The sequence below is a fragment of the Bacillus sp. FSL R5-0709 genome, from assembly GCF_038004785.1.
Classification (GTDB): Bacteria; Bacillota; Bacilli; order Bacillales; family Bacillaceae_G; genus Bacillus_A; species Bacillus_A mycoides.
The window spans coordinates 4,543,828-4,568,540 of record NZ_JBBORT010000001.1 but is presented as its reverse complement, the minus strand read 5'-3'; the positions used below and the strand labels follow the sequence as shown (position 1 = coordinate 4,568,540).

Annotated in this window: 32 protein-coding genes and 1 pseudogene; 17 read left to right on the top strand and 16 right to left on the bottom strand. The window is 34.8% G+C overall.

Going from position 1 to position 24,713, the window contains the following annotated elements:
• Window positions 1–30: 30 nt before the first annotated feature.
• A complete protein-coding gene (locus MKX37_RS23485; RefSeq protein ID WP_002129587.1) occupies window positions 31–264 on the top strand; it encodes a spore germination protein in 234 nt (77 codons plus the stop codon).
• A gap of 169 nt (window positions 265–433) precedes the next feature.
• Here the strand turns inward: MKX37_RS23485 and cydB are convergent, their stop codons facing one another.
• Both cydB and cydA read right to left on the bottom strand, forming a co-directional pair.
• Window positions 434–1,462, bottom strand: a complete 1,029-nt coding sequence (cydB, locus tag MKX37_RS23480; RefSeq protein WP_033731502.1) for a cytochrome d ubiquinol oxidase subunit II — start codon at window positions 1,460–1,462, stop codon at window positions 434–436.
• The gene (gene cydA / locus MKX37_RS23475) at window positions 1,452–2,801 is read right to left on the bottom strand and encodes a cytochrome ubiquinol oxidase subunit I (protein WP_002129584.1); all 1,350 of its coding nucleotides are present in this window, start codon (window positions 2,799–2,801) and stop codon (window positions 1,452–1,454) included. Before cydA ends, cydB begins: the two co-directional genes overlap by 11 nt.
• Window positions 2,802–3,025: 224 nt before the next feature.
• Here cydA and MKX37_RS23470 point away from each other — a divergent pair, with 224 nt between their 5' ends.
• Window positions 3,026–3,589, top strand: a complete 564-nt coding sequence (locus MKX37_RS23470; protein WP_002015742.1) for a beta-class carbonic anhydrase — start codon at window positions 3,026–3,028, stop codon at window positions 3,587–3,589.
• Here the strand turns inward: MKX37_RS23470 and yidD are convergent.
• Complete coding sequence (gene yidD / locus MKX37_RS23465; protein ID WP_002112460.1) at window positions 3,586–3,822, bottom strand: membrane protein insertion efficiency factor YidD; 237 nt, start codon at window positions 3,820–3,822, stop codon at window positions 3,586–3,588. The genes MKX37_RS23470 and yidD overlap by 4 nt on opposite strands.
• A gap of 128 nt (window positions 3,823–3,950) precedes the next feature.
• On the opposite strand from yidD, the gene luxS reads away from it, so the two are divergent.
• From luxS to MKX37_RS23445, 4 genes are all read left to right on the top strand, one after another.
• Complete coding sequence (gene luxS, locus MKX37_RS23460; RefSeq protein WP_001141371.1) at window positions 3,951–4,424, top strand: S-ribosylhomocysteine lyase LuxS; 474 nt, start codon at window positions 3,951–3,953, stop codon at window positions 4,422–4,424.
• A gap of 236 nt (window positions 4,425–4,660) precedes the next feature.
• Entirely contained in the window at window positions 4,661–5,422 is a 762-nt protein-coding gene (locus tag MKX37_RS23455) for a MerR family transcriptional regulator (RefSeq protein ID WP_002034457.1), read from the top strand.
• Window positions 5,419–6,114: a DMT family transporter gene (locus MKX37_RS23450; RefSeq protein WP_002129582.1), complete on the top strand. Its 696-nt coding sequence runs from the start codon at window positions 5,419–5,421 to the stop codon at window positions 6,112–6,114. The genes MKX37_RS23455 and MKX37_RS23450 overlap by 4 nt, the downstream gene beginning before the upstream one ends.
• A 1-nt stretch (window position 6,115) precedes the next feature.
• Window positions 6,116–6,430 (top strand): DMT family transporter, encoded by a 315-nt coding sequence (locus tag MKX37_RS23445; RefSeq protein ID WP_002129581.1) that lies wholly within the window; start codon window positions 6,116–6,118, stop codon window positions 6,428–6,430.
• A gap of 27 nt (window positions 6,431–6,457) precedes the next feature.
• Here MKX37_RS23445 and MKX37_RS23440 read toward each other — a convergent pair whose 3' ends face one another.
• The 6 genes and pseudogenes from MKX37_RS23440 to ytzI form a co-directional block, all read right to left on the bottom strand.
• On the bottom strand, window positions 6,458–6,688 hold the full coding sequence (locus MKX37_RS23440) for a YczI family protein (RefSeq protein WP_002129579.1): 231 nt from the start codon (window positions 6,686–6,688) through the stop codon (window positions 6,458–6,460).
• 11 nt (window positions 6,689–6,699) lie between these two features.
• Window positions 6,700–6,922: pseudogene (locus tag MKX37_RS23435) on the bottom strand (hypothetical protein).
• A gap of 29 nt (window positions 6,923–6,951) precedes the next feature.
• On the bottom strand, window positions 6,952–7,185 hold the full coding sequence (locus MKX37_RS23430; RefSeq protein ID WP_002129577.1) for a hypothetical protein: 234 nt from the start codon (window positions 7,183–7,185) through the stop codon (window positions 6,952–6,954).
• Between the two features lie 340 nt (window positions 7,186–7,525).
• A complete protein-coding gene (locus MKX37_RS23425; protein WP_002089156.1) occupies window positions 7,526–7,756 on the bottom strand; it encodes a DUF3953 domain-containing protein in 231 nt (76 codons plus the stop codon).
• 13 nt (window positions 7,757–7,769) lie between these two features.
• Complete coding sequence (locus tag MKX37_RS23420; protein WP_048517047.1) at window positions 7,770–8,000, bottom strand: DUF3953 domain-containing protein; 231 nt, start codon at window positions 7,998–8,000, stop codon at window positions 7,770–7,772.
• Window positions 7,993–8,142 (bottom strand): YtzI protein, encoded by a 150-nt coding sequence (gene ytzI, locus MKX37_RS23415; protein WP_002129575.1) that lies wholly within the window; start codon window positions 8,140–8,142, stop codon window positions 7,993–7,995. Before ytzI ends, MKX37_RS23420 begins: the two co-directional genes overlap by 8 nt.
• An 83-nt stretch (window positions 8,143–8,225) precedes the next feature.
• Here ytzI and MKX37_RS23410 point away from each other — a divergent pair, with 83 nt between their 5' ends.
• The 3 genes from MKX37_RS23410 (at window position 8,226) to MKX37_RS23400 (ending at window position 9,752) form a co-directional block, all read left to right on the top strand.
• Window positions 8,226–8,543, top strand: coding sequence for a hypothetical protein (locus tag MKX37_RS23410; protein ID WP_002089150.1), 318 nt, complete (start codon window positions 8,226–8,228; stop codon window positions 8,541–8,543).
• Between the two features lie 84 nt (window positions 8,544–8,627).
• Window positions 8,628–9,107, top strand: coding sequence for an antimutator 8-oxo-(dGTP/GTP)ase (gene mutTA, locus MKX37_RS23405; RefSeq protein WP_002015736.1), 480 nt, complete (start codon window positions 8,628–8,630; stop codon window positions 9,105–9,107).
• Between the two features lie 108 nt (window positions 9,108–9,215).
• Window positions 9,216–9,752 carry a DUF3267 domain-containing protein gene (locus MKX37_RS23400; RefSeq protein WP_002167507.1) on the top strand — a complete coding sequence of 179 codons (537 nt, stop codon included), beginning with the start codon at window positions 9,216–9,218 and terminating at the stop codon, window positions 9,750–9,752.
• A 108-nt stretch (window positions 9,753–9,860) separates the two neighbouring features.
• Here MKX37_RS23400 and MKX37_RS23395 read toward each other — a convergent pair whose 3' ends face one another.
• Window positions 9,861–10,535 carry an HAD family hydrolase gene (locus MKX37_RS23395; RefSeq protein ID WP_002143495.1) on the bottom strand — a complete coding sequence of 225 codons (675 nt, stop codon included), beginning with the start codon at window positions 10,533–10,535 and terminating at the stop codon, window positions 9,861–9,863.
• A gap of 93 nt (window positions 10,536–10,628) precedes the next feature.
• On the opposite strand from MKX37_RS23395, the gene MKX37_RS23390 reads away from it, so the two are divergent.
• Window positions 10,629–11,747 carry a hypothetical protein gene (locus tag MKX37_RS23390; protein WP_002129569.1) on the top strand — a complete coding sequence of 373 codons (1,119 nt, stop codon included), beginning with the start codon at window positions 10,629–10,631 and terminating at the stop codon, window positions 11,745–11,747.
• A gap of 226 nt (window positions 11,748–11,973) precedes the next feature.
• Window positions 11,974–12,201, top strand: coding sequence for a hypothetical protein (locus MKX37_RS23385; RefSeq protein WP_002129567.1), 228 nt, complete (start codon window positions 11,974–11,976; stop codon window positions 12,199–12,201).
• Between the two features lie 34 nt (window positions 12,202–12,235).
• Here the strand turns inward: MKX37_RS23385 and MKX37_RS23380 are convergent, their stop codons facing one another.
• From MKX37_RS23380 to MKX37_RS23370, 3 genes are read right to left on the bottom strand one after another with little or no spacing between them, the layout of a single operon-like run.
• Entirely contained in the window at window positions 12,236–13,042 is an 807-nt protein-coding gene (locus tag MKX37_RS23380) for an ABC transporter permease (protein WP_002129566.1), read from the bottom strand.
• Window positions 13,035–13,799 carry an ABC transporter ATP-binding protein gene (locus MKX37_RS23375; RefSeq protein ID WP_002015726.1) on the bottom strand — a complete coding sequence of 255 codons (765 nt, stop codon included), beginning with the start codon at window positions 13,797–13,799 and terminating at the stop codon, window positions 13,035–13,037. Before MKX37_RS23375 ends, MKX37_RS23380 begins: the two co-directional genes overlap by 8 nt.
• A gap of 11 nt (window positions 13,800–13,810) precedes the next feature.
• Window positions 13,811–14,818: an ABC transporter substrate-binding protein gene (locus MKX37_RS23370; RefSeq protein ID WP_002089139.1), complete on the bottom strand. Its 1,008-nt coding sequence runs from the start codon at window positions 14,816–14,818 to the stop codon at window positions 13,811–13,813.
• Window positions 14,819–14,938: 120 nt separating this feature from the next.
• On the opposite strand from MKX37_RS23370, the gene MKX37_RS23365 reads away from it, so the two are divergent.
• The 3 genes from MKX37_RS23365 (at window position 14,939) to MKX37_RS23355 (ending at window position 16,288) form a co-directional block, all read left to right on the top strand.
• The gene (locus tag MKX37_RS23365) at window positions 14,939–15,235 is read left to right on the top strand and encodes a DUF3986 family protein (protein ID WP_002089138.1); all 297 of its coding nucleotides are present in this window, start codon (window positions 14,939–14,941) and stop codon (window positions 15,233–15,235) included.
• Window positions 15,190–15,477 carry a hypothetical protein gene (locus tag MKX37_RS23360; RefSeq protein WP_048517045.1) on the top strand — a complete coding sequence of 96 codons (288 nt, stop codon included), beginning with the start codon at window positions 15,190–15,192 and terminating at the stop codon, window positions 15,475–15,477. Before MKX37_RS23365 ends, MKX37_RS23360 begins: the two co-directional genes overlap by 46 nt.
• A gap of 193 nt (window positions 15,478–15,670) precedes the next feature.
• On the top strand, window positions 15,671–16,288 hold the full coding sequence (locus tag MKX37_RS23355; RefSeq protein WP_078421869.1) for a YwbE family protein: 618 nt from the start codon (window positions 15,671–15,673) through the stop codon (window positions 16,286–16,288).
• A 43-nt stretch (window positions 16,289–16,331) separates the two neighbouring features.
• On the opposite strand, the gene MKX37_RS23350 is transcribed toward MKX37_RS23355, so the two are convergent.
• Window positions 16,332–17,585: a glycosyltransferase family 39 protein gene (locus MKX37_RS23350; protein ID WP_050000948.1), complete on the bottom strand. Its 1,254-nt coding sequence runs from the start codon at window positions 17,583–17,585 to the stop codon at window positions 16,332–16,334.
• A gap of 291 nt (window positions 17,586–17,876) precedes the next feature.
• On the opposite strand from MKX37_RS23350, the gene MKX37_RS23345 reads away from it, so the two are divergent.
• Entirely contained in the window at window positions 17,877–19,943 is a 2,067-nt protein-coding gene (locus MKX37_RS23345; protein ID WP_002184787.1) for an LTA synthase family protein, read from the top strand.
• Window positions 19,944–20,173: 230 nt separating this feature from the next.
• A complete protein-coding gene (locus MKX37_RS23340; RefSeq protein ID WP_078421868.1) occupies window positions 20,174–20,380 on the top strand; it encodes a peptide ABC transporter permease in 207 nt (68 codons plus the stop codon).
• Window positions 20,381–20,429: 49 nt separating this feature from the next.
• On the opposite strand, the gene MKX37_RS23335 is transcribed toward MKX37_RS23340, so the two are convergent.
• Window positions 20,430–21,239 (bottom strand): alpha/beta fold hydrolase, encoded by an 810-nt coding sequence (locus MKX37_RS23335; protein WP_002129555.1) that lies wholly within the window; start codon window positions 21,237–21,239, stop codon window positions 20,430–20,432.
• Window positions 21,240–21,260: 21 nt separating this feature from the next.
• Window positions 21,261–23,288, bottom strand: a complete 2,028-nt coding sequence (locus MKX37_RS23330) for a catalase (RefSeq protein ID WP_003193647.1) — start codon at window positions 23,286–23,288, stop codon at window positions 21,261–21,263.
• A 172-nt stretch (window positions 23,289–23,460) separates the two neighbouring features.
• On the opposite strand from MKX37_RS23330, the gene MKX37_RS23325 reads away from it, so the two are divergent.
• A complete protein-coding gene (locus tag MKX37_RS23325; RefSeq protein WP_002167513.1) occupies window positions 23,461–24,690 on the top strand; it encodes an ATP-binding protein in 1,230 nt (409 codons plus the stop codon).
• The last annotated feature ends 23 nt before the right edge of the window (window positions 24,691–24,713 follow it).

The following is a 24,713-nucleotide window of genomic DNA, read 5'->3' as shown; positions in this document are numbered from 1 at the left end:
AGGCGATTCTCATAGAATGGGAGTAACGAAATGAAAGTAGGTGATAAAATGCCAGCTATTGTGGAAGGGGTTATTATTGAGAACTGTAATGGGACAATTAACTTAGGTGATAAATATAACGTACATCCAATTGAAAAAACGAAAGCTTATAATGGATCGGGATCTTCAAATACCGGATTAAATGTGAGGACATTCAGTGGTATTAGTACGGCAGATGTAACGGATGACGATGTGTATGACCAAGTAATTCAATCTACGTTATAATTTTTATATGTAAAATTGCATAAAATGATGTGCTTGCCCTGTGATACAATTTAGTTGTGAGCTGTTAGTGATTCTTCTTTATCATAGTTGTTAGATTAGAAATGTAACATCTTATCGAAAATCATACGTAAAATAAAAAAGACACTTCGCTCGAAGTGTCTTTTTTATTTTAGTGATATCCTTTAGCAGAGTCTTTATGAATTTTATTTTTAAATATGCTGTAGCTCCAAAGCTGATATCCAATAACGATTGGTACCATGACGATTGCAACGAAGAACATAATTTTTAAATTTAATTGACTACCAGCTGCGTTGTATAACGTTGTACTATAAGCGTCGTTAATACGAGATGGTAACATTCTTGGGAACATACCTGCAAAACCAGTTGTCATAAACATTGCGATTGTTAAGCAAACGAATGTGAATGCAAGGCCGATTTTATGTTTGTACACCATAATAAGTGTGAGTACACTCATTAACATTGCAAGTACTGGAAGAATGAATAGTACAGGATATTCCGTGAAGTTTTGGAATAAATTTGTACGATTTGCAGTTGCGACATAGAAGATAGCTAAAATGATAGCAGCTGCCATTGAAAATGGTCTTGCGATTTTATAAGCACGATCAGATACTTCGCCAGTTGTTTTAATCATAATCCAAAGGGCACCAGATACGACGAATATAGCAGTGAAGAAAAGACCGCCTAAAATACCATAATGGTTTAGTAAGCTAAGTAAAGTTCCTTCATAACCATCTTTTCCGATTTGCAGCCCGTAATACAGGTTAGCGAATGTAACACCGAATAAGAAGGCGATTAGGAAACTACCAATTGTAAATGCCCATTTACAAGTTTTTTGCCAAATTGGTGAATCGTCTTTATGCATAAATTCAAGTCCAGCGGCACGAGCAAATAGTGCAAGTAATACTAAAAATAGTGGTGTATATAGGTAGCTAAACATATTTGCATATGTGACTGGAAAGGCAGCAAATGTTGCACCACCAGCTGTAATTAACCATACTTCATTACCACCCCAGAACGGGCCGATAGCTTCTTGTAATTGATTTCGTTCTTGTCGGTCTTTCGTAACGAATGGGAAAATCATTCCGTTACCGAGTGCGTAGCCATCAAGAATGAAGTACACTGTCCAAATTACGCCCCATAAACCGAACCAGATAATTGCAAGCATATCATGAGACATGAGCCGCACCTCCTTCAGTAGCAGGTTCTTCTAATGCAGCGGGTCCTTTTTTCGCGAACTTCAGCATTAAGTATACGTCTGCAATTAAGAGTAAAGTGTAGAACAATATTAAACTAATTAATGAGAACCAAATTTGTGGAACTGATATAGGTGACACGGATTCTGCTGTACGCATTAGTTTATAAACTGTCCACGGTTGACGACCTACTTCAGCGACAATCCAGCCAGCATTAATTGCAATATATGGAAGTAAAACAGACCACATTGTAATTTTTAAATAACGTTTTGAGTTTTCTAGTTTTCCTTTTCGGTTTAAATAGAAACCGTACCAAGTTAATGCCATAAAGAACATGCCAAGTGCAACCATTAAGCGGAAGCTATAGTACACGAGGTTAACATTTGGACGATCTTCTTTTGGAATATCTTTTAAACCAACAATTTCTCCATCAAATGAGTTTGTATAGAAGAAACTTCCGAGCTTTGGAATAGTAAGTAGTTCAAAGTTTTTTTCATTTTTCACATCCGGAATTTGAATGATTGAGAAGCCTTGTCCTTTTCCGGTTTCCCAAACAGCTTCCATCGCAGCTCCTTTTGCTGGTTGATATTTAGCAGCTGATACACCGGATTGATGGCCCATAAATGGTGTAATTGTTGCGGCGAATAAACCTAACATTAAACCAAATTTAAATGATTTTTTGAAGAATTCCACTTCGTTTTTACGTAGTAAGTGATATGCACTAATTGCCATAACGAAGAAAGCACCGACAATATAACAACCAATTACAGTGTGGAAGAACATATTCCATGCATATGGATTTGTAACAAGTGCCCAGAAGTCATTTAATTCAGCGCGGCCGTTACGTACTACGTACCCAACAGGATTTTGCATGAATCCGTTTGCAGTAATAATCCAAAGGGCAGAAATATTTGTTCCAAGTGCAACCATCCACATACAGAAAGCACGGAATTTTGGTGAGATTTTGTCTTTACCGAATAACCATATTCCCATGAAAGTAGATTCTAAGAAGAAGGCAACGAGTGCTTCGATTGCGAGAGGTGATCCGAAAATATCCCCCATATATTTGGAGTACTCAGACCAGTTTGTTCCAAATTGGAATTCCATCGTAATCCCAGTTATAATCCCCATTACGAAGTTAATTGTAAAAAGTTTTCCCCAGAAATTTGCCATTTTGCGGTATGTTGGATTCAATGTGCGGGCGTATTGAGTTTCCATACATGCTACTAAAATAACAAGTCCGATTGTCAAAGGTACAAATAAAAAGTGATAAAAAATAGTAATTGCAAATTGAAAACGACTTAGTAACAGAACGTCGGACATAATAAATATTCACTCCTTTTTTACATTATCTACAATCAGTTTATAGTGAAAAAATGTTTAAAGTATGTGAGACTTGTTACAAAGGTGTGTGTATATTTTGAAAGAATTATGTCGATTATCTGAAAATATCCTATTTTTACTATAAAGCAATATCCTTTTTGAGTTTTTCAAATTTTGGTACACTACATATGTAATGTAAATGAGAGAAAAGAGGGTTCTTTACTATGAAGTCATTAGAAGAGATTTTACAATACAATGAAAAATTCGTTGAAGAGAAAAAATACGAAGAGTATGAAACAGGAAAATTTCCAAATAAAAAAATGGTAATTATCTCTTGTATGGATACTCGTCTTGTTGAATTATTACCGAAAGCAATGAATATGCGTAACGGTGATGTGAAAATTATTAAAGTAGCAGGCGCTGTTATTTCACATCCATTCGGAAGTATTATGCGTAGTATTTTAGTCGCTGTATATGAGCTTGGAGCTGATGAAGTATGTGTTGTCGGTCATCATGATTGTGGTATGGCAAAAATTCAAGCAAGCAGCACAATTGAAAAAATGAAAGAGCGCGGCGTAACAGAAGAGAAATTAGATACACTTCGTTATTCTGGAATCGATTTAGAAAGATTCTTACAAGGGTTCTCTAGTGTAGAAGAAAGTGTAGAACATAGTGTGTCAATACTCCGCAACCATCCGTTACTTCCGGAAGAAGTACCTGTTCACGGTCTTGTTATAGATCCTGACACAGGAAAATTAGATTTAGTTGTAAATGGTTACGACAATTAAGAATTTACTTTGTCATCCTTTTTATCTGGGACAGGATCAAATCCTCCTGGATGGAAAGGGTGACATTTTAATATACGCTTACATGTAAGCCAAAATCCTTTGAAGGCACCGTGTTTTTGAAACGCTTCTAATCCATAATGAGAGCAAGTCGGATGAAAGCGGCACGTTGGCGGTGTCATCGGAGAAATGAACTTTTGATAAAAGCGTATAATACCGATAAAAATCTGTTTCATAATGGTCTCCTTTTCAGCATAGTCTTAAAGTATTATAGCACGACAGTACATAATACTTTACTAATGTGCATTTCCGTTATATCATATTGGATATAACGGAATTAAATTAAAAGCGGGAGAGATGTTGTATGCCATCAGTAGAAAGCTTTGAATTAGATCATACGATTGTAAAGGCACCTTATGTAAGACATTGCGGAGTTCACAACGTAGGTAGCGACGGTATTGTAAATAAATTCGATATTCGTTTTTGCCAACCGAATAAACAAGCAATGAAACCAGATGTTATTCATACGTTAGAACATTTATTAGCATTTAATTTACGTAAATATATTGATCGTTATCCGCATTTTGATATTATCGATATTTCACCAATGGGTTGCCAAACAGGATATTATCTTGTAGTAAGCGGAACACCGACGGTTCGAGAAATCATTGATTTATTAGAACTAACATTAAAAGATGCGGTTCAAATTACAGAAATTCCAGCTGCAAATGAAACACAATGTGGCCAAGCGAAGCTTCACGACTTAGAAGGAGCACAACGCTTAATGAACTTCTGGCTAAGCCAAGATAAAGATGAACTTGAAAAAGTATTTGGATAAAGAAAAACTGCCTGTGAAAGGGCAGTTTTTTTATTTGTAAAAGAGAAAGGTACAGATTTTATATAAAAACAATGAGTTTCACTTATGAGCATTTTTAAGAAATGAAAGGCAGTAGGTGAATATATTAATGAGAGCTCCTGTTTAAAAAACAGGAGTTTTTTGTGTGAATGGAGTATTGACTTTAACGTATACGTCAAAGTTTATAGTGAAGATAAATAAGGCGTGAGGAGGAAACGATGGATAAGTATAGCATTGGTGAAATTTCAAAAGAAACGAATGTAACGACGAGAACACTTAGATATTATGAGGAAATTGGATTATTAAAACCGTCGTACGTTGCCGAGTCAGGATATCGTTACTATTCAAAAGATGATGTAATTACATTGCAACAAATAACAACGTTTAAAAAGCTTGGTTTTAAGCTTTCGGAAATAAAAAAAGTGTTAAAAGAGGAAAAGGGAAATTCAGAAGAAAGATGGAAAAGTGCAATTCAAAATGAGATTCGAACAATACAAGCAGAAGTAAAAAGATTACAGGACTTAGAAAAACTATTATATACAACATTTCATTCCATTGAATTAACAGGGGAGCTTAAAACAGAGGATTTAATGTTATTTATAAAATCCGTACAGGGAATTGATCAGAGGGAGAAATTTTGGAAAAGGTATTTTAATGAGGAAGAGCAGCAGATTATTCAGGGCTTACCAACATTTGAAGAAAACGATAAAAGAACGAAAGAGTGGTTGCAAGTATTAAGAGAAATTCGTGAGCGTATAAATGAACCAGTAGATTCACCAGAAGTTCAACAATTGGCGGAAAAAGTAGTGGATTTTTCCATGCACGTATTTCAAGAGGATGAACAATTAATAAATAAGTATTGGGAATTAATTAGACCTGAAGAGGGGGAGATTGCAAAAGTATATGGACTTGATTCGGAAACAATGGAGTATATAGATGAAATGGTAGAGTATTATTTGAAAAAGGAGGAAGATAAATGACAGCTATGCAAAAAGAGAAGCTATATGGAAAGGAGCACGCACGATTAGAGCGGCAATACTTTTATAAACATGTGAGCATTTTCATTCTTGCACAGCTTTTATTTATTTTTGTAATAGGGCTTGTACCAGCTCAAGAGTTACCAAGTGGATCTTATATTCTTCATATGAAAGAATGGATTTTGAATAAACAAATAGGCTTTTATAAAAATGAAACTATTAATACCATTGTCAGTGTTTGGACATCGGTACTTATGATTCATTTTATATGGGCGATGTCTTACATTCTTTTTCCGAAAAAGAAACGTAGCTCTTCAAAACAAGAAATGCGACAAGAGGTAAAAGAAGAAGTGAAAAAGAAAAAGGAGATTAGTACAAATAGGGCGTGGCTGTATTTAGTATTTGGAGGCTTAATCGAAATATATTGGGCAACAGGATTAAAAACAAATTCGATGAGTATTTTGACACTTATTGCAATTTTATCTAGCTTTCATCTATTAATTGAAGCAACTAAAAGAATCCCAATTGGAACGGCATATGCAGTATTTACTGGAATTGGGACAGTGGGAACGATAGTAGTAGATATTTTATATTTTAAAGAGCCATTTTCGTTTATTAAAATTTTCCTTGTTTGTTTATTAGCATTATTTATTATCGGATTGAAATTTAGTGGCGACAAGGAAGAGGTGAAATAAAATGGCATGGATGTATTTAATTATAGCTGGGCTCTTTGAAATTGTCGGTGTAATTGGGATAAAGAAAGTAGCAAAAAATAATAGTTGGACGAATAATATTATTTTAATAGGTGGTTTTATTATTAGTTTTCAATTTTTAACGATGGCGCTTCAAGAAATTCAGTTATCCATCGCATATGCAGTTTGGACTGGAATCGGAACGCTCGGGGCAGCAGTTGTCGGTATTTTATTCTTTCAAGAACCTAAAAACGCTTTTCGGATTATTTGTATCGTTGGGATTATGGGGACGATTATTGGATTGAAAGTAGTGAGTTAAAGAAGAGCAAAATCTGCTCTTCTTTTTTTATGAAAGTAGACTAGACACCCCAACATATAAAATAAAGGCAGAACCGAGAAAATAAACAAATGCTTTTGCTTTTTGCCGCTCTTTTATTTCATCAATTCCAAAAAGGATAAACATAATACTTAAAAGGATAAATACGAATGGTAAAAGCATAGAGAAGTTTGAAAAGAGGCTAAATAGGGCGAGAATAAGAGCGATAGTCGCTATTATAATTCGAATGTTTTTTAACATGAAATCCTCCTTTAGAAGAACAGTATAAATGGAATGACAAAAATAATGGTAAACATACTTAAACCGATACTAATAGCTCCAATTTGCTTTTACTGCTTTTGAATCATCTCAATTCCTACTAAAATGCCATACAAATGGTAGGTGAAAAGATTTGTATGGCATTGTAAATGTACTGTATAAACATAGAATCAAAGTAATAAAAACGATGATTAGTTGTATTTGTTTTATGTGCATTTTAGCCCCTTTTAAGTAGAAAGAGTTAGTTACCTGGAGATAATAATTATAATAGCGACGATTAAAGTAAATACGCCAGAAAAGAAGGAGAGTGTACTATGTACTTTCTTTCCTTTCTGTTTTTCTTCTGCGCTCATGATGAAAGTCATAATAGATAAGGCAATAAGCATATAGGGCATCGTAACAAGCGGGTTTGTAGATATTCCATATAGAGCGAGAGAGATGACAATAAGAGCGGATATGATGCGAAATGTTTTTAGCATACTACCACCTATCTTCTTGTAGTTTTAAATTAGCCTTCAATGTAATAACAGTTCGTAGTTGGTATTTAAAGTTTCATTCTACATGTAACGAAGGTAGTTCGATATTACAATGAAGAGCATAAGAATAGAAACGAAAAAATGCGAGATACCCATTGATTTTCTTCCGGATTTCAGTTCATTAATTCCTAGAAGAATAAAGAAACAACTGAGAGCAAATTGCATGTATGGGAGAAGTGTGAAATTATCGGTAGCAAGAGAATAAGTGCAAAGAGAGATTGTGAGAAGCATGAAAAAATAGCGTATTCCAGTTAGCATCGAATTCCTCCTTTAAAGAGACTATTTATCGAAATATTTCTGAGAAGCCAAGAAATAAAGCAACAGCTCCTGCTAACAGAGCAAGTATGCTACCACCTTTTTGCTGTTTTAAGATTTCCTCTATACTAATAATGAAAGCCATCCCCCCTAAAAAGATGAACATATAAGGCATGATTTCCCTATTACCAGTAAAAAAGCTATAGATTGCTATAGATAAAGCAATAAGTGATAAAGTAATCCGTAATCCTTTCAGCATAAAAGACCCTCCTCTATTTTATGTAGGTAATGATAAAAACAAGCCAAATGAAAGCACCAGCAACAATGCAAATAAATCCGGTTCCTGAATCCTTCTTTTTTATTTGCTCAATTGCGATGAGAAACATTAAAGCTCCTAATAGAAATTGTGAAAGTGGTAGAAAGTTATTTTGACCTGTCAGTAAACTAATAGCGGATATGATGATGACACTGAGTGCGATTAAAATGCGTAGTATATTATGAATGCTCTTTACTGTTTTTTGTATAAGGGTTATCTTCTGGTTTATCAATCGAATGTTTGTAAGAATAGCCTTTATTAATCGTCATAACGGAGAGTACTAATACGATCAGTACGATTATAATGCCGATAATTAATATTTTGAGCATGAAATCCCTCCTTTTCTTTATTTTACATAATTTTGTAATTGATGAAAACAATAGAAATTAAAAGGATGAAAGAAGGGTGTTACATGGAGAATAAAAAAACATATTATATATCAGTTGGAAATGGTCAAATTTCGCAAGTGAAGACGGCGGATACGTATAATTTTGAAATTTATGCAAATGACGAAGAGATTACGGAGTTAAGAGAGTATTTTGATCAAGCGTATGAAGAGGACTTAGGTTCGTATGTACGCTCTCACGTTCCATTCGTTGAGTATCATCACGATTCGAATAATGATCGATATGATGAACAACTACAAAAAGCATATAAAATGATTTATGATCTAGGGAATCATGAAACGAAAGAATTAGTCGCACAAATGGGAATAATCAATGGATTGTAATTGGATAATATTATGCAGAAAAGCGAGAATATGCTACAATTTGTGGTAGGAAAAACTTGTAATCATCAATAGGGGAGTAATGGCATGTACAAATTTAAAGATTATTACCACAACACTGTACAATTATCGTTTGAACGTTACCCATTTTCTCCTGAGCCAAAGCATGTTTGGGTTGTATGCCGGTACGGGGATCAATGGTTATTAACGCATCATTTACGCCGTGGTCTTGAATTTCCAGGTGGTAAAGTAGAACTCGGGGAAACACCGGAAGAAGCGGCAGTTCGAGAAGTTCATGAGGAAACCGGCGGCATAGTTTCTGATTTAACTTACTTAGGGCAATACAAAGTATCCGGAAAAGACAAAATAATCATTAAAAACATTTATTTTGCAACAATTAGTGCGGTAGAGCAACATACGCATTACGAAGAAACGAAAGGGTCTGTGTTATTAAAAGACATTCCTGATAATATTAAAACTGATAGAAAATTTAGCTTTATTATGCGCGATGATGTATTAGCGCGTACGATGAAACATATAGAAGAAATCGGCTGTTTTACGAAGTAAAATGGCCGGTTTCTTTTTTTATGTTCAAAATGTAAATATATCTTTATATTATTTTGGGTATATTATACAATTTTGTAAAGATATATTTACATTTTAGGAGGTGAAAAGGTGGATAACAGAAAAGAAACAACTGTCTCTGTTTCAATGGTTAAATTAAATATTTATTCATTTTTTATAATATTTGCTCTGGCGATTGGAATTGGTTATTTACATGCGCTTTTTTCAGGTGAGTTTCAAATTGAAATTACATTGCCGATTATGTTTCTTTTGATTATTGGAATGATTATTCTCGTTTGTATTCATGAGGCAATACATTTAATTGGATTTCGTTATATCGGAGGTGTTCCGTGGAGTGAACTAAAATGGGGCGTCAATTGGAAATTAGGTGCTGCATATGCTCATTCTAAACAGGTGATTACAGTAAAGCAAATGAAGACAGTGTTAATGCTTCCGTTTTTACCAACTGGAATTTTACCAATTGTATTGGGATTAGCTATGAATCTGGAGCCACTCTCATTTTTAGGGATTCTACTAACAGCAGGTTGTATCGGTGACATTGCTTTATATAAAAAAGTTTCAAAGTTTCCAGATGATGCGCTAGTTAAAGATCATCCGAGCAAACCGCAGTTTACAGTATATGAATAATAAAGGAAGAGGAGGCATTTTTGAAAAATGGCCTCTTTTTTGTTTGTCAGCTTTTGTCGGTAAGCCGATGTTTCTTGTTGAATCGCTGATAAAGTGAAATTTCATTTACTATCGTCTTGTTTTTCTCTCCACCTCTAAAAACGAAAGCACCTCTAACAAATCATCCACCACACGTGAATGTTCAAAGTCACCCCAAAATGAATCTCTCTTCCAAACGCCAAGAATCCCTACTTGTTCAGAACCAAGCACATCATTTTCTGGATGGTCCCCAACGTAAAGGCATTCTTCTGCTTTTACGTTTAGCTTTTGTAAAGCCCGTTCGAAAATCTCAGGGTGAGGCTTTTTAATTCCTTCTGCTTCTGAAACAAGAATCGTGCTTGTATACGTATGTATGTTTAGTGCTCGAAGGTTGCTCATCTGAAATTTAGTAAAGCCGTTTGTAATAATACCAATTTTAATGTTTCGCTGTTTTAATTGTTGAAGTAGTTCATGCATGTTTTGGAAAGGAATACAATGATGTTGGAAGTTTGTAATGTAGTCGTGCAGCAGTTGCTCTTGCGTTAAAGTGGTAATGTTGTATTCGCAAAGGAGAGTGGAATATACCTTATCTTTCCACGTGTAACCATTATTGTCGAGTTCGAGAAAACGAGAGCAATACTCGAATTTTTCTATGTTTATCAAATGAAAGGCGAAGCGATTATATTGATCACGAATAAATTGCTCTAAAGATTGACGACGATCTAATAGTGTTCCATCTAAGTCAAATAAGACTGCTCGAATCATGGGAAACCTCCATACAGTTTTTATAATTAATTATCGCATATTCGTTAAAAAATGATTATGATATTTTTGTAGAATGGAATAATGGAGGGACGTATGAAGAAACTGTATGGCAAGTTAATGTGTTTTATGATTTCAATGGGCTTAGTAGCTGGATGTGATATGTCGGAGCAAACTTCGAAAAGAGAGAAAAAAGATGTGTGCGAAACGACAGAAGAATGCACACAAATAGGTGATAAAACACTTCAAAAAGTATATAAAAAGATAGATGGACTTTCAGAACTTGAAGTACTAGAGGATTATGATTTAGAAGGACATTCAAGTAACGATATGAAAGAAGCAGAAATGAAAAAAAAGGATGATGAAAATTATTTCTTTTTAGCTTCTTATTATATTGATGGTGATGAAATTGTAGATCCTTATTTCGATAAACTAGATCGCAAACGATTGAATAAGGCTTTTGCGGAGGATAAGGACGCGAAAGAAGAAGTATTAAAGCAACGTCAAGATAGGGATTATCATGAATCGTTATGGGAGATGTATAGCACGCTTATTCCTGCTAAGTATCGCACTGACATAAAAGAGTTTGATATGGTAACAGATGGATACGATGGAATTGTCGCTCATGTTATGCCGAGTATGGAGTATCCGAAAGAGTGGACCATTAGCTTAGATACGCTTGATTCTGCAGTAAATATCGATCAAGTGATGAAAACATTAATACATGAGACGGCTCACGTATTGACACTGGGACATAAACAAATACCAGTAAATGAAAAGTACTTAAAGGCTTTTGAAGAAGATAAAGATATTTCATCATACCAAAATAAATGTAAATCTCTTTTCTTACAAGAAGGATGTGCGAAGGAGAGCTCTTATATAAATCAATTTTATAATTCTTTCTGGAAACCAATTGACCAGGAGTGGACAGAAAAGAAAGTGGAAGAAAGCGAAGAAGCTCAAATTGAATTTTTTAAGGAAAAGCATGGTGAGTTTGTTTCACTGTATGGGACGACAAATGTAGCAGAGGATATTGCGGATACATTTACAGCGTTTATTTTACAAGATTCAAAAAAGGTGAAAGAAGGAACAGAATTAAAATATAAAAAAATTGCCTTCTTCTATCAATTCTCCGAGCTTGTAAAAATGAGAGCGGAAGTGTTAGCTGGGTTATATAATGTGTCGAAAACGATGGAACAACCAAGTGGACACTAATGCGAATTATGTGTTCGATATATTTTAGCCAAGGGAAAACGTGAAGAATTGTAGTTCTTTGCGTTTCTTCATGTTGATAAAATTGAAAATTCTGTCTTTTTTAAAAAAAGAAGAAGGAACTGAATCATTAAAATAGAATTAGTATAAAAACGTCACAAATTAGACACAATTATAATGCGCATAGTATAGGGGCTATAAGTTTACTCTCGAGGAGGTAATGAAACGTATGAAAACGATTCTTGCTGTTGCTGGTCTCATTTGGGTAATGTCTCACGGTTTTCCGATTTTTGAAGGGGAGCAAATTCGTAGTGCATTAAATAAAGAGTTTAATGATTATCATATTATTGATCGAAAAGATAATGTCGTTACGGTGCGTGTGAAAGATTGTTTCCATACAGTTACGGTTGCTAATGGGAATATTGCAGACGATTCGAAAATGTGTGATAAAAGGTAAGAGAAAGAAGCTGACTCTAGCATATCGCTCTAAGTCAGCTTTTTTTTCGTTTTCCAATAAGGAGTTTTTCAAATGCCTCGACAAATACATACATAAGAGTTGCGAGGACGCAAGTGAGCAATACACTGAGCAAGACGAGTGTGAAGTTAAAGACTTGGAATCCGTAGCTAATTAAATAGCCAAGTCCTTGTTTAGAAACGAGGAGTTCCCCGAAAATAACACCGACCCATGATAAGCCAACATTCACTTTTAACGTTGAAATAATTGCAGGGAAAGATGAAGGGAGAATAACGTGCTTATAGCATTGCCATTTATTTGCGCCAAATGTGTCCATGACCTTAATATAGTTGGAATCGACTTCTTGAAATGCGCTGTAAATAACGAGAATGGTAATGATGATAGAGATGATTACCCCCATTGCGATAGAGGATGAAATATTTGGACCGAAAATAACAATGATGATTGGACCGAGTGCAACTTTTGGCATTGCATTTAGGACGACGAGATAAGGATCAAGTACGCGGGCCAAAAGTGGCATCCACCAAAGGAGAGTAGCAATAATAGCTCCAAGTACAGTTCCGAGAATAAAACCTACTCCTGTTTCAAGTAATGTCGTCCATATGTGGACCAAAAGTGAACCGTCAATCCATTTCGTTAAAAAGAGATCCCAAATACTTGAAGGAGAACTAAAGAGTAAAGGATCAATCCATTCTTTTTTACTAGCTATTTCCCATAGTGCAAAGAAAAGAACAAGAAGTACAAGTTGTAAAGAGCGAGCTAACCATGCATGTTGTCTTTCTTTTTTTCGAAACTGTTCATGTAGTTGTTTTATATTATCCAAGTCGTTCCAGCTCCTTCCATATTTCTTGGAAGAGGGATGGGAAGTCATGGTGGTGGCGTGCTTCTAACGGCGATAAGGAACGGATACTTTCTGGGACGATGAATGTTTTTGCGATTTTTCCAGGGTTCGCCTGCAGTAAATAAATACGATCACTCATCGCAATTGCTTCTTCAATATCATGTGTCACAAGTAGGGATGTTTTCTTATAGTTACGTAGTAATGTGAAGACGAGATCTTCTAGTTTTAATTTTGTTTGATAATCAAGAGCGGAAAATGGTTCATCTAACAATAAAATTTTTGGGTCGGTCGCTAATGTTCGAACGAGTGCAGCACGTTGGCGCATACCACCGGATAGTTCACGAGGGTATTGCTGTTCTATATCATATAGGCCGACTTGTTTTAAAAGCTTTAATGTATGTTCTTTCGTATTTTCATCATAAACCTTCCGAATATGAAGTCCGAGCATAATATTTTCTTCAATTGTTTTCCACGGAAACAAGTAATCTTGCTGGAGCATATAGCCCATAGAGGGGGTCTTACTTGTAATCGGTTCACCATCTAAAAATACGATACCTTCAATTGGATCGAGTAGACCTGCGATGATGGAGAGGAGCGTTGTTTTTCCGCAACCACTTGGACCAAGGATTGAAATAAATTCGCCTTCGTCTACTTGCAAACTCATATCTTCAAGAATAAGTTTGGCATTTTCTTTTGCAAAAAAGCAGTGAGAAACGTTACGTATTTGTAAAAAGCTCATACACTTCGCCTCTATTTCTTAATAACGCTTTCGGCAATTTTTGTATTGACGAGCGCTTCATGTGGAACTTCTTTTTGTAATTCACCAGATTCTTTCATAATCGTTTGGAGTTGTTTCCATTCTGCATCATCTAATAATGGATTTGTCGCATAAGAATGTTGTTTTTTGTAGCGCTCAATTACTTTTACTGAAATGTCTTTTGAAGTGTCTTTAAATAGTGGTGAAACGGCATCGGCAATCTCTTCTGGACTATGTGTATCAACCCATTGCTGTGCTTTATATAGTGCGCGCGTGAATTTTTCTGCAGCAGCTTTATCTTTCTTTAAGAAACTTTCTTTTGCCATAAACGTTGTATAAGGGACAGTACCAGATTCAGCTCCGAAAGACGCGACGATATAACCTTTTCCTTCTTTTTCAAGTATACTTGCAGTCGGTTCAAAGAGCTGTACAAATTCTCCCGTACCAGATGCAAAGGCATTTGCAATATTAGCAAACTCGATATTTTGAATTAAGTTCGTATCTTTGCGAGGGTCAATGCCATTTTTCTTTAAAACGTATTCACCAACCATTTGCGGCATGCCGCCTTTACGCTGTCCTAAAAACGTAACGCCTTTTACGTCGTTCCAATTAAAAGAGTCTAATTTTTTACGGGAAACTAAAAATGTGCCATCTGTTTGTGTAAGCTGTGCAAAATTAATGACAGGATCTTTTGCTCCTTGTTGATGAACATAAATAGACGTTTCTGAACCAACGAGAGCAATATCAATTCCGCCAGATAAAAGGGTGGTCATCGTTTTATCTCCGCCAGCTGTTGTTTGTAAGTCAATATTTAAGCCTTCATCTTTAAAAAATCCTTTTTCAATTCCAACATATAATGGTGCGTAGAAAAGAGAGTGTGTAACTTCGCCAACGCGAATTTTTTGAGCTTGTTCTTTCGTACTTTCCTTTGTACTACTACAAGCAGCGAATGTGAAAACAGCTAGTAACATGATGCAAAAAACGGTTATTAATTTTTTCACTATATGACACCTCCTAGAAGTCAATCTACAAGCATAATATGTAGGTAAGTGCCCATATGTGAGTATATATAGCAGGAATTTTTTGGGTAGTAAAGAAGTACAAATATAAGGGGTGATAAAATGGATTACGAATACGATGATAGCGTACATTTACATCTTGATTATTTCGGAACTGAATGTGATATGGAATCGATTGCTTATAAGAGGAAGCATGAAGACGTGTGGGATGTGTATTTTAATTTTGGAGTATACGGTCTTCAGAAAGAGGAGATAGAGACAGGTCGGTTTATGGACGAATATGCTGGTTATTACGTTTTTTCTGTACATGCTCGTGATTTGAGCTGGGAATTTGGAAGTGCTCAGTTTGAGGAATGGGTTTTGAAGAACCGTATAGTAGAAAGAACGCTTCAAAAATAGGGAGGAATTTTGTATTTGAATTTCTCATCTTATTGCTTATTTGCGTAATTGGAATTTACATCATGCAAGTGCTTACTTACCGATTCGCAAAGAAAAATATTCATAAATATAAGGAAATGAAATGGATTTATATGTGGCTAGACATGACTATGAAAAAGGGTCCGAGATTAGATTTGTTTGATTTTGTACTTATAGTAATCGTAAGTATCATATGGAAAATATGGATGCTTCCTCTTGTATAGTAAACATGCTAATCATCGTATCCTAATAAATACCGAGAAGAACCTGTCACACGACAGGTTCTTCTCTATTTGGAGCATGTAGTGTTACATGGAAAATCCAATATATACGACAAATTACGACAAAGGGATTCATACATATTTGTTATTCTATTAAAGGTCATTATTTGTAATGTATATATAGGAGGATTTTTTAATGTTAAAAAAATTATTATTATTTTTACTTACGGGCTTATGTGTAGTTGTTTTAACAGCTTGTAAAGATGAAGAGGAAAAGCTGAAGGTAGCGGAAGAACAGAAAATAGATGAGAAGAAAGTTGAAGAAGATAAGAAGGTAGAAGAGGAAAGCAAACAAGAAGAGCAGCAAAAGGAAGAGGAAGAAAAACGTAAGCAGGAAGAGCAGCAAAGAGTAGAGGAAGAGAAACGTAAGCAAGAAGAGCAACAAAAAATAGAAGACGAAAAGCGTAAGCAAGAAGAGCAACAAAGAGTAGAGGAAGAAAAACGTAAGCAAGAAGAGCAGCAAAGAGTAGAGGAAGAGAAACGTAAGCAAGAAGAGCAGAAGGCTCAGCAACAGCAGTCGGCACAACAAGAGAGAACACAGAAACAAGAAAAAACAACAGAAGCAAGAGGTGGGAAACCGACAAGATCACAAATTTCGGTTGGTTCACATGTAGTTATTCAATTAGATAAAGATTATAGTAAAACAGTGAGCGGTGTTGTGAAAGATATTTTAACAAACACGGAAACACATACGTACGGAATTAAAGTCCGATTACAAGATGGACAAATTGGCCGTGTTCAAAGTGTTGGATAAATAAAAAAAGAGGTCGTCCATTTTTGGACGACCTCTTTTTTTATTATGCTTGACTAGTGCGGAAAAATGGAAGCTTCTGCACAGCGTAAACTAACCCGTATGCAAGAATTAAGCACATAAGAGGGTTAATGAAAAATCCGTAGCGATTAATCGCTAAGAATAAGTTTGAGAAGATGATGTAAATAACAGAACTTGCTACTAGCATCATAACGCGTTTATGTTTAAATGAATTTAGCATGCAGCAGAAACTGCTCAAGAATGTGCCTATGATGAAGACTTTATGACACATTTGCATAAATTTATGAATATGGTATTGGTCTACAGCAGGAGCTGTTTTGAATAATTCAATTGTTTTACCAACAGTGAACCACGAGAACCAATATGTGAAGTCCGTTTTAAATCCATTTTTGATTAAATCTTTTGCGTATGCATTTTTATCTTCTAAACCCTGGGCCTTCATTTGGTTAACTACATTTTCATAGCCGATTTTGTTAAATGGATCCGCACCGGCAATTAATGGGTCCGCACCTTGCGTTGAGAATAAGATAAATTGATTGAACGCTAAATAGTTACGAACAACCCAGGCACCGATAATAAAGAACGGGCCAATGAGCCATAATAATCCAATTCGAATTGAGTCTTTAAATCCATATGTGAACAAGACGACAAGAACAGGAATGAGCATCATTGGAGCTGGATTTGGACGGAACATAAGTAAAATGGAAACGACAATTCCGAACCATATATGGAATTTCACTTTATTATATTTCCATGCGAGAACAAATACATATATACTTAACGTTAATAAGAATATTGAAGGAACTTCGGTTAATAACGTACGGAAGTATGTATAGTTACTTGGATAAATAGCATATAAAATACTTGCGACAATTCCATAAATATTCTTTTCAAATAACTCTTTTCCTATTAAGAATACTAATAACACTGTGCCGAGGTTCAGTATCATATTAATGACGGTTGCCACGTAATAGTAAGGAAGTGATGTAACATCAGAAATAATCATAGCGCCAGCTAATAATAGTGGCTGACCTGGTGTGATGTATGCATTTTTTCCAGGAACTTCACTAGGCTCCAAATAAACATATCCAAAGACACCGTGTTTTAATAGCTGTTCAGCTGTTAACGAATAGTTGAACGCATCATATGCACCATATGTTACTTTGACTACTTCTCCATTTAATCCTGGCTGTTTTACTAGACAAAAAACATGCAACAGGAAAGAAAGTGCCAAAATTACATATACCGCTTTAGGCAAATTTTTAAACTTATTTAACAAAAATGAGCATCTCCCTTTTTATTATTTCCTTCGTATTTTCATGATAAAACCATATTAGTATTAAGGTTTTCCAAAACATAGTTATTATATCATAAAGTGGAATGAAGGAATTTAGTTTTTTAAGAATGAATAGTTGGTATTCCAAAAATTAACTGTTGATTAAGGGAGAATTAAGAAACTACAGTTATAGTAGAATCCAGTGTGAAGACGAAATGCATGAAGTATGTTATCTTAATAGCAACTGTTTTTACGGTGCGGGGTGAAATTAATAAACAGAAAAGAGGGAGTGAATTGAGGGATAATTATTCATTTCATCAGCCAAGAAGAAGTATATTAATTTCAGCGGTTTTAAGTGGTTTAGTAACCTTATATGTTGTACCCACACTTTTCTTGATTTTAAAATATTTTAGTTTAGATGCGATGAAAGATATGTTAAATCAAAAAATTGTTTTAAGTATAATGACAATTTTGATGTGGGTTGCACTACTATATGTTGCGTATTTAAATAAAGGTATAGTTAATAAATTTAAACCGATTATTCGGATTTATATTAGAATGTTTTTAGTAGCTCATGCGGTTACTTTTCTTTTTATTTTTATGCAAAATAATATGAATCTCGTAAATACACTGAATTGGATTTACAATTATAACGCACAGTTTATATTTAGTTTAATTGTAATTTATGCAATATATGTTTTGGTGTACAACGTACTTGGAAAAGTTTTTTTGAGTACTATTTTGACAAGCATTTTGCTAATCATTTTGGCTATTGTAAATCACTTCAAAATTGTTTTTAGGGGAGACCCACTATATCCTTCTGATTTTACACAGATTGGACATATGCAATCTGTTATACCGATGGTGATGGAATATTTTAGTTGGAGTTATATTTTTGTCGTTATCGTAAGTATTGTAGCTTGTATTATAGCGGGGATATATATTAGAAAATATATTCAAAGTGTAAAGATTCATCCAGGAGTAAGAGCCTTATTAGTAGTAGGATCCGTTTTTATATTATATGTGTATGGTAATTTTACGAATACGTTTATGAATAAATGGTTTCAAAAGTCAGGTATAGAGTTCGTTTTGTGGAATCAAAATGAAAATTATGCTTCAAATGGTTTTGTGCTAGGATTTATAAGTAATTTAGATACGACAGTCATTGAAAAGCCGAAAGATTATTCAAAAGAAAATATGCTTCAAATAGCAAACGATATAAAGAAACAATATAGTAGCAATATAGGGGCGCAGAAGCAAAAAGAGAAACCGAATATTATTTTTGTAATGAGTGAATCGTTTTGGGATCCAACGAAGTTAACGAACCTGTCCTTTAGTGAAGATCCTTTACCTAATTTGCATCATTATATAGAAAGTTTTCCTGGTGGACAAACTATTTCTCCTGCATTTGGAGGAAATACTGCAAACGTTGAATTTGAGGCATTAACGAGTTATTCAATGAGTTTGTTAAAACCAGGCTCTATACCATATCAGCAAGTCGTTACAAATAAGAAAGAAATTCCATCAATTCCTCGAGCATTGAAAAAAGAAGGGTATTATACAAGTGCAATTCATTCGTTCGGTCGCTCATTCTTTAAACGGGATGATGTATATAAAGTGTTAGGATTTGATAAGTTTAATGCACAAGATACGATGGAAAATGTAGAAGTTGATGGAGATTATATTAGCGATCTATCTATGAGTAAAGAGATAATAGCTGAATTAGAGAAGCAAAAGAAACCTACGTTTGTTCATGCAGTTACGATGCAAAATCATTTTCCATTTACAGAAGGAAGATTTGGTGAAAATCAAATAGAGATTAGTGGATTAGAAAATGAAGAGTCGAAGGCTGAATTAGAGACTTATACAGAAGGGTTAAGACGTTCAGATGAAGCTCTTCAATATTTAATAGAGGAGCTAGATAATTTAGATAGACCTACATTATTAGTATTCTTTGGGGACCATCTCCCATCACTAGGAACAAATAAATCTCTTTATAAAGAGACTGGTTATATAACAAATGAAAAAACGCCAAGTGAACGATTAGCGATGGCGCAAACGCCGTTATTAATGTATGCAAATTTTGATATGCCAAATGACAATTTAGGTTTAGTAAGTCCAATCTATTTTTCAAATCTTGTCTTTGATTATGCTGGATTAAATAAGGTACCGTTCTATCAATTTTTATCGAAGTTATATGGAGAAATTCCCGTACTTCGTGATGAATTGAAGATAGGAAAAGACGGAGAAGCAATAAAAAGTTTAACAGAAAAACAAAAAGAAATGTTAAAGCAATATGAGTTTATTCAATATGACTTACTCATCGGAAAGCAATATAGTAAGGATATATTATTTAAATAGGCGACAAAAAAGAACTTGTATACGATACAAGTTCTTTTTTCATAGTATTTAACGGGATAACCAGACAAGCTAGGTTTAGGGAGTATTACTTGTACATTTAGTATAAATTAAAATAGAGTCGTTTTAATAATTGATTTGTGAGAAGTATGTGAATTTTTCATCTAGTATATAATTGGACAATTTGTTTAATTTTAATAGAATCAGTTCCAGATTTGTGATTAATTTTTAGTTTGCAATTATTTGTTGTATGGATTTATAAACAAACAGGATTTCGAGTTGTTAGTATTTATGCGTTTAACGATAAGCGTGTTTATTTTTTATCTATTCTTTGTATGACTATTGTTCCAACTCTTCATTTTTTCCGCATTATCGTTTTATTTTTAATGGAAGAGAAGAATAAGTCATATGTGGAATTTGCTCGTGCAAAAGGTAGTTAAGAAAAAAGAATTTGCCGTAAGGGCAAATTCTTTTTTTACTGTAAAGGAACTATGAATTTAAAAATTTTATCAGTTCCTTATTTAATTCATCCGCTTGATCGATTGGAGAGCCGTGGCCACTATTTGTAAGAGGATATAGTTCAGAGTTTTTAATTCGCTCTTTTGTTAGCTCAGCACTTTTATAAGGGATGAGTTGGTCGTGAACACCGTGGAATATTTTTGTTGGGACGTTAATTTTACTTAAGTCTTTCGTTACGTCTTCGTTTGCAGCAGCTTGCAAAATTTTGATGAGAGCATAAGAAGCGGACTGCATACCGAGATAAGAAAACCATTCTAACGTGGCAGCGCCTAAGTTTCTATTAAAAAATGATAAAGATACATCACTTAGAAACTTAGGTAAATTTACATACATTTGAGCAATCAGAGCATCTGCTTGTTCTTTCGGTACGCCGTAAGGGGATTCTTGGTTTTTCACGAAAGAAGGAGAGACAGCATCCACTAATGCAAGTTTGGAAATACGACGCCCATTATATCGTGACATATACCGAATAGAGAGAGCGCCACCGACTGAGAAGCCGACTAACGTAGCATTTTCTATTTGAAGTGCATCTAATACAATTGCGATATCATCAGCTAAACGATCATAAGTGTAACCAGTCCATGGTTTATCAGACTGTCCGTTTCCTCGTATATCCATGGCGATGCAGCGGAAACCATGTTGTGGTAAGATATTAAATTGATATTGGTACATTTGATGATTTAAAGGCCAGCCATGAACGAAGAAGACAGGTTTACTTCCAGGGCCTGGGTTAATATCCTCAACAAAAATGTGTACATCTTTTTCCACTGTAACGAACATGATGTATCCTCCTCATGCATTTTAGTAGGCTCTCTCCCAAAATCGCTGTTTTGTCATTGCCTGAATAAATTCATTCGCAAGTAAGATAGGATTTTGTTCTGTTATAACGCCAGGTTTTCCTTCGATGTTTAAAGATTGAACAATAGTAGTTCCATTTTGGAAAGCGCCAATTGGCTTAAAGTGATTATACGATTCTACGACGAATGAACTTGCCTTGTTAAGAAAATGATCATTAATATTTCCGCCAATAAGAAGTAGCCCATCATAAAGAAGTGGTGATCCTGTTAAGAAAGTATCATTCACTTCCCACTGTCCATTTTGAGAGCCTTGAACAAAACCTAATCGTTCGGAAATAATAACGGGCTGAAGACCGGCTTGTTTGAATTGATTTATAATATATTGTGCGTTTTGACCGTCATATCCGTTTGCGACAATGACGCCTACTCGTAATGTATTTGGGCTGAATGTTGTATGTTCCATACTTAGTGCTGGTGAGGATTTTGTAACATTTGATTCTTGAACATTTGGCACTGTTGCCCCGACTGCTTCAGCTACTAAAGTAGCTAATTCTGTACTTATATGACCAATCATACCTACGACTTGTTGGCGAACTGATTTACTTTTTACTTTTCCTAATTCAAAGGAAAAGGCCTGCATAATATGGATTTTTTCGACGTGGCTCATACTATTCCAAAATAAACGGGCTTGTGAGAAATGGTCTTTAAAACTAGCGGCTGTTTCTCTTGTTTTATGTCCAGAAACAGTAGAAGGATATGTAACGAAACCGCCTTTCGTACCAGGTACAGTAAAGGGAGAGTTATTAGCTAAAGAGTTATTATGGTAAGCGACTTTTCCTTTATCAATTATATATTTAGACGCACCATCTCTTTGATTGTTATGAAAAGGACATACCGGACGATTAATCGGTAACTCTTGATAGTTTGTACCGACGCGTGCTAATTGTGTATCTGTATAAGAAAAGAGTCTACCTTGTAAGAGAGGATCATTTGTAAAATCGATACCGCGGACGATGCTTCCAGGGTGCAGTGCGACTTGTTCTGTTTCCGCAAATACGTTATCAACGTTTCGGTTTAACGTCATTTTTCCGATGATCTTAACAGGGAAGTCTTCTTCCGGCCAAATTTTTGTTGCATCTAATATATCGAAATCGTATTTAAATTCATCCTCTTCTTCTAAAATTTGAACGCCAAGTTCGTACTCAGGGTAGTTTCCGGCATTAATATTTTCCCATAAATCACGGCGATGATAATCTGGATCAGCGCCGCCTAGTTTTTGAGCTTCATCCCAAATTAACGAGTGAACGCCAAGCTTTGGCTTCCAGTGGAATTTTACGAATCGTGACTTCCCATGTTTATTAACTAAACGAAATGTATGAACGCCGAACCCTTGCATCATTCGAAAACTTCTCGGAATTGTGCGATCCGACATAATCCACATCATCATCGCAGCTGATTCTTGATTATTGGCGATAAAGTCCCAAAAAGTATCGTGTGCTGTTTGTCCTTGGGGAATCTCATTATGTGGCTCTGGTTTAAGAGCATGAATAAGATCCGGAAATTTAATACCATCTTGAATGAAGAAAATCGGAATGTTATTACCCACTAAATCGAAATTTCCTTCCTCTGTATAAAACTTAACAGCGAATCCTCGTACATCTCGGTTCGTTTCATTTGCACCTTTTGATCCAGCAACTTCAGAAAAACGAATAAAAATAGGTGTCTTTTTAGATGGGTCTTGTAAAAAATGAGCCATTGTTAAGTCTTCTAAAGAATCATATAGCTCAAAAACACCATGTGCTCCGTAACCGCGGGCATGAACGACTCTTTCAGGAATTCGTTCACGGTCAAAATGAGCGAGTTTTTCTCGCATCAGGAAATCTTCTAAAAGTGTAGGACCACGATCGCCGGCGGTTAAAGAGTTTTCATCATTTGAAATTTTGACACCCGTATTCGTTGTCATCTCTTTTCCTTCATTGTTTTTCGTAAAGGATTGTAACTGTTCTATCTTCTTATTTTCACGACCGTCCATATAAAGCACCTCCCATATTATACGTATTATTGTTCATGGTTTTTATGCTTACATATGGTATGGGGAAGTATGTTATCTATGGATTGATTTTCCTCATTTGTTCAATTTATCTTTGTTTGTCTATGAAAATCATTTATTATAATAAATGGTATTCTTTTGAAGGGGTGTTGAAGTGGAAGAGAGTTTTCTATCAGCTAAAGAAGAAAAGAAAAACGCTAAGATTTTCTTATGGGTAATACATGTTATTTTAATTGTATACGAGGTTGCATACGCGATTATATTAGAAGATACAATGCCTTTAGCAAATTGGCATAAAGGGATATGGAAGCTTGCATATATTATGGCTATATTAGGTATTAGTGTTTACTTATTTGAGAGAGAAAAAGCATATTTAGTTAAATATACATATTTATTTGCATACATGATCGCAGAGACTTTTAATATTGGATGGTATGCTTTTCATAATACAATAGCATTTGATGAAGGGAATGTAATTGAATATATTTTCATTTTCTTCGTACCGATCTTTTTGAGTAAAAGATATTTATTTGTCTTAGCGCCATTCCTTATAGGGAAATATATGATATACCTATTTGTATTTGGAGAACTTAACCTGTTTATGTCTCTTGTTATAAATATGGTGTTACTTTTCGTGTCATTTATTATTTTAAATCGATTTTTACAATATCTTTCAGCAGTAAAGGGACGTATTGCAGAGGCAAGTCAGTCACAAAAATTGGCGGTTATCGGAAAAATGGCAGCGACAGTCGGACATGAAATTAAAAACCCACTTGCTTCATTAAAAGGGTTTACGCAATTACAAAAAGAGAAACACGAAAAAGATGCAACATATGAACAAATGATTCTCGAAATCGAAAATATGAATAATATGATTAGTGAATTAATGGAGGTTGCTGCATGTAAACCTTCTGTTTATGAAAAACACATTGTAAGTGATGTTTTAGTACAAGCGGTAGAAAACATGCGCGGAAAAATGAACGAGTTAAATATAAATTGTACCTTTAATGAAGAGCAAAATAGAAGCGAAATTGAATGTGATAAACGCAAATTAAAAGGAGTATTTTTGTATATTATTAAAAATGCTTTAGAGGCAATGGAACATGGCGGAACATTAAAAATACAAGTTGAAAATAAAAAAAGAGATTATGTAATAGTAAGTATAGTAGATAGTGGTTTTGGGATAAAAAAGGATAATTTAGGACGAGTTAAGGATGCTTTTTATACAACGAAGCAAGATAGAATTGGATTAGGTCTTACGGTAGCAGAGCGAATTGTGACAGAGCACCTTGGAGAATTACACATTTCTAGTGAAGTAAAGAAAGGAACGAGAGTAGAAATACTGCTCCCGAAAAAATGTGAGCGCAATGTGACACAAGATTAAGAGGTGTTGTTAAAGGAGTTATC

What these genes read in the sequence shown, in the direction of transcription:
- MKX37_RS23355 (WP_078421869.1), top strand. Translation starts at nt 15,671, where the DNA reads ATGTTAAAAAAATTATTATTATTTTTACTTACGGGCTTATGTGTAGTT.
- ytzI (WP_002129575.1), bottom strand. Translation starts at nt 8,142, where the DNA reads ATGCTCAAAATATTAATTATCGGCATTATAATCGTACTGATCGTATTA.
- MKX37_RS23470 (WP_002015742.1), top strand. Translation starts at nt 3,026, where the DNA reads ATGAAGTCATTAGAAGAGATTTTACAATACAATGAAAAATTCGTTGAA.
- MKX37_RS23385 (WP_002129567.1), top strand. Translation starts at nt 11,974, where the DNA reads ATGAAAACGATTCTTGCTGTTGCTGGTCTCATTTGGGTAATGTCTCAC.
- MKX37_RS23365 (WP_002089138.1), top strand. Translation starts at nt 14,939, where the DNA reads ATGGATTACGAATACGATGATAGCGTACATTTACATCTTGATTATTTC.
- yidD (WP_002112460.1), bottom strand. Translation starts at nt 3,822, where the DNA reads ATGAAACAGATTTTTATCGGTATTATACGCTTTTATCAAAAGTTCATT.
- MKX37_RS23395 (WP_002143495.1), bottom strand. Translation starts at nt 10,535, where the DNA reads ATGATTCGAGCAGTCTTATTTGACTTAGATGGAACACTATTAGATCGT.
- MKX37_RS23485 (WP_002129587.1), top strand. Translation starts at nt 31, where the DNA reads ATGAAAGTAGGTGATAAAATGCCAGCTATTGTGGAAGGGGTTATTATT.
- mutTA (WP_002015736.1), top strand. Translation starts at nt 8,628, where the DNA reads ATGTACAAATTTAAAGATTATTACCACAACACTGTACAATTATCGTTT.
- MKX37_RS23430 (WP_002129577.1), bottom strand. Translation starts at nt 7,185, where the DNA reads ATGCTAAAAACATTTCGCATCATATCCGCTCTTATTGTCATCTCTCTC.
- luxS (WP_001141371.1), top strand. Translation starts at nt 3,951, where the DNA reads ATGCCATCAGTAGAAAGCTTTGAATTAGATCATACGATTGTAAAGGCA.
- MKX37_RS23425 (WP_002089156.1), bottom strand. Translation starts at nt 7,756, where the DNA reads ATGCTGAAAGGATTACGGATTACTTTATCACTTATTGCTTTATCTATA.
- MKX37_RS23450 (WP_002129582.1), top strand. Translation starts at nt 5,419, where the DNA reads ATGACAGCTATGCAAAAAGAGAAGCTATATGGAAAGGAGCACGCACGA.
- MKX37_RS23360 (WP_048517045.1), top strand. Translation starts at nt 15,190, where the DNA reads ATGGGTTTTGAAGAACCGTATAGTAGAAAGAACGCTTCAAAAATAGGG.
- MKX37_RS23440 (WP_002129579.1), bottom strand. Translation starts at nt 6,688, where the DNA reads ATGTTAAAAAACATTCGAATTATAATAGCGACTATCGCTCTTATTCTC.
- MKX37_RS23390 (WP_002129569.1), top strand. Translation starts at nt 10,629, where the DNA reads ATGAAGAAACTGTATGGCAAGTTAATGTGTTTTATGATTTCAATGGGC.
- cydB (WP_033731502.1), bottom strand. Translation starts at nt 1,462, where the DNA reads ATGTCTCATGATATGCTTGCAATTATCTGGTTCGGTTTATGGGGCGTA.
- MKX37_RS23375 (WP_002015726.1), bottom strand. Translation starts at nt 13,799, where the DNA reads ATGAGCTTTTTACAAATACGTAACGTTTCTCACTGCTTTTTTGCAAAA.
- cydA (WP_002129584.1), bottom strand. Translation starts at nt 2,801, where the DNA reads ATGTCCGACGTTCTGTTACTAAGTCGTTTTCAATTTGCAATTACTATT.
- MKX37_RS23410 (WP_002089150.1), top strand. Translation starts at nt 8,226, where the DNA reads ATGGAGAATAAAAAAACATATTATATATCAGTTGGAAATGGTCAAATT.
- MKX37_RS23445 (WP_002129581.1), top strand. Translation starts at nt 6,116, where the DNA reads ATGGCATGGATGTATTTAATTATAGCTGGGCTCTTTGAAATTGTCGGT.
- MKX37_RS23330 (WP_003193647.1), bottom strand. Translation starts at nt 23,288, where the DNA reads ATGGACGGTCGTGAAAATAAGAAGATAGAACAGTTACAATCCTTTACG.
- MKX37_RS23335 (WP_002129555.1), bottom strand. Translation starts at nt 21,239, where the DNA reads ATGTTCGTTACAGTGGAAAAAGATGTACACATTTTTGTTGAGGATATT.
- MKX37_RS23455 (WP_002034457.1), top strand. Translation starts at nt 4,661, where the DNA reads ATGGATAAGTATAGCATTGGTGAAATTTCAAAAGAAACGAATGTAACG.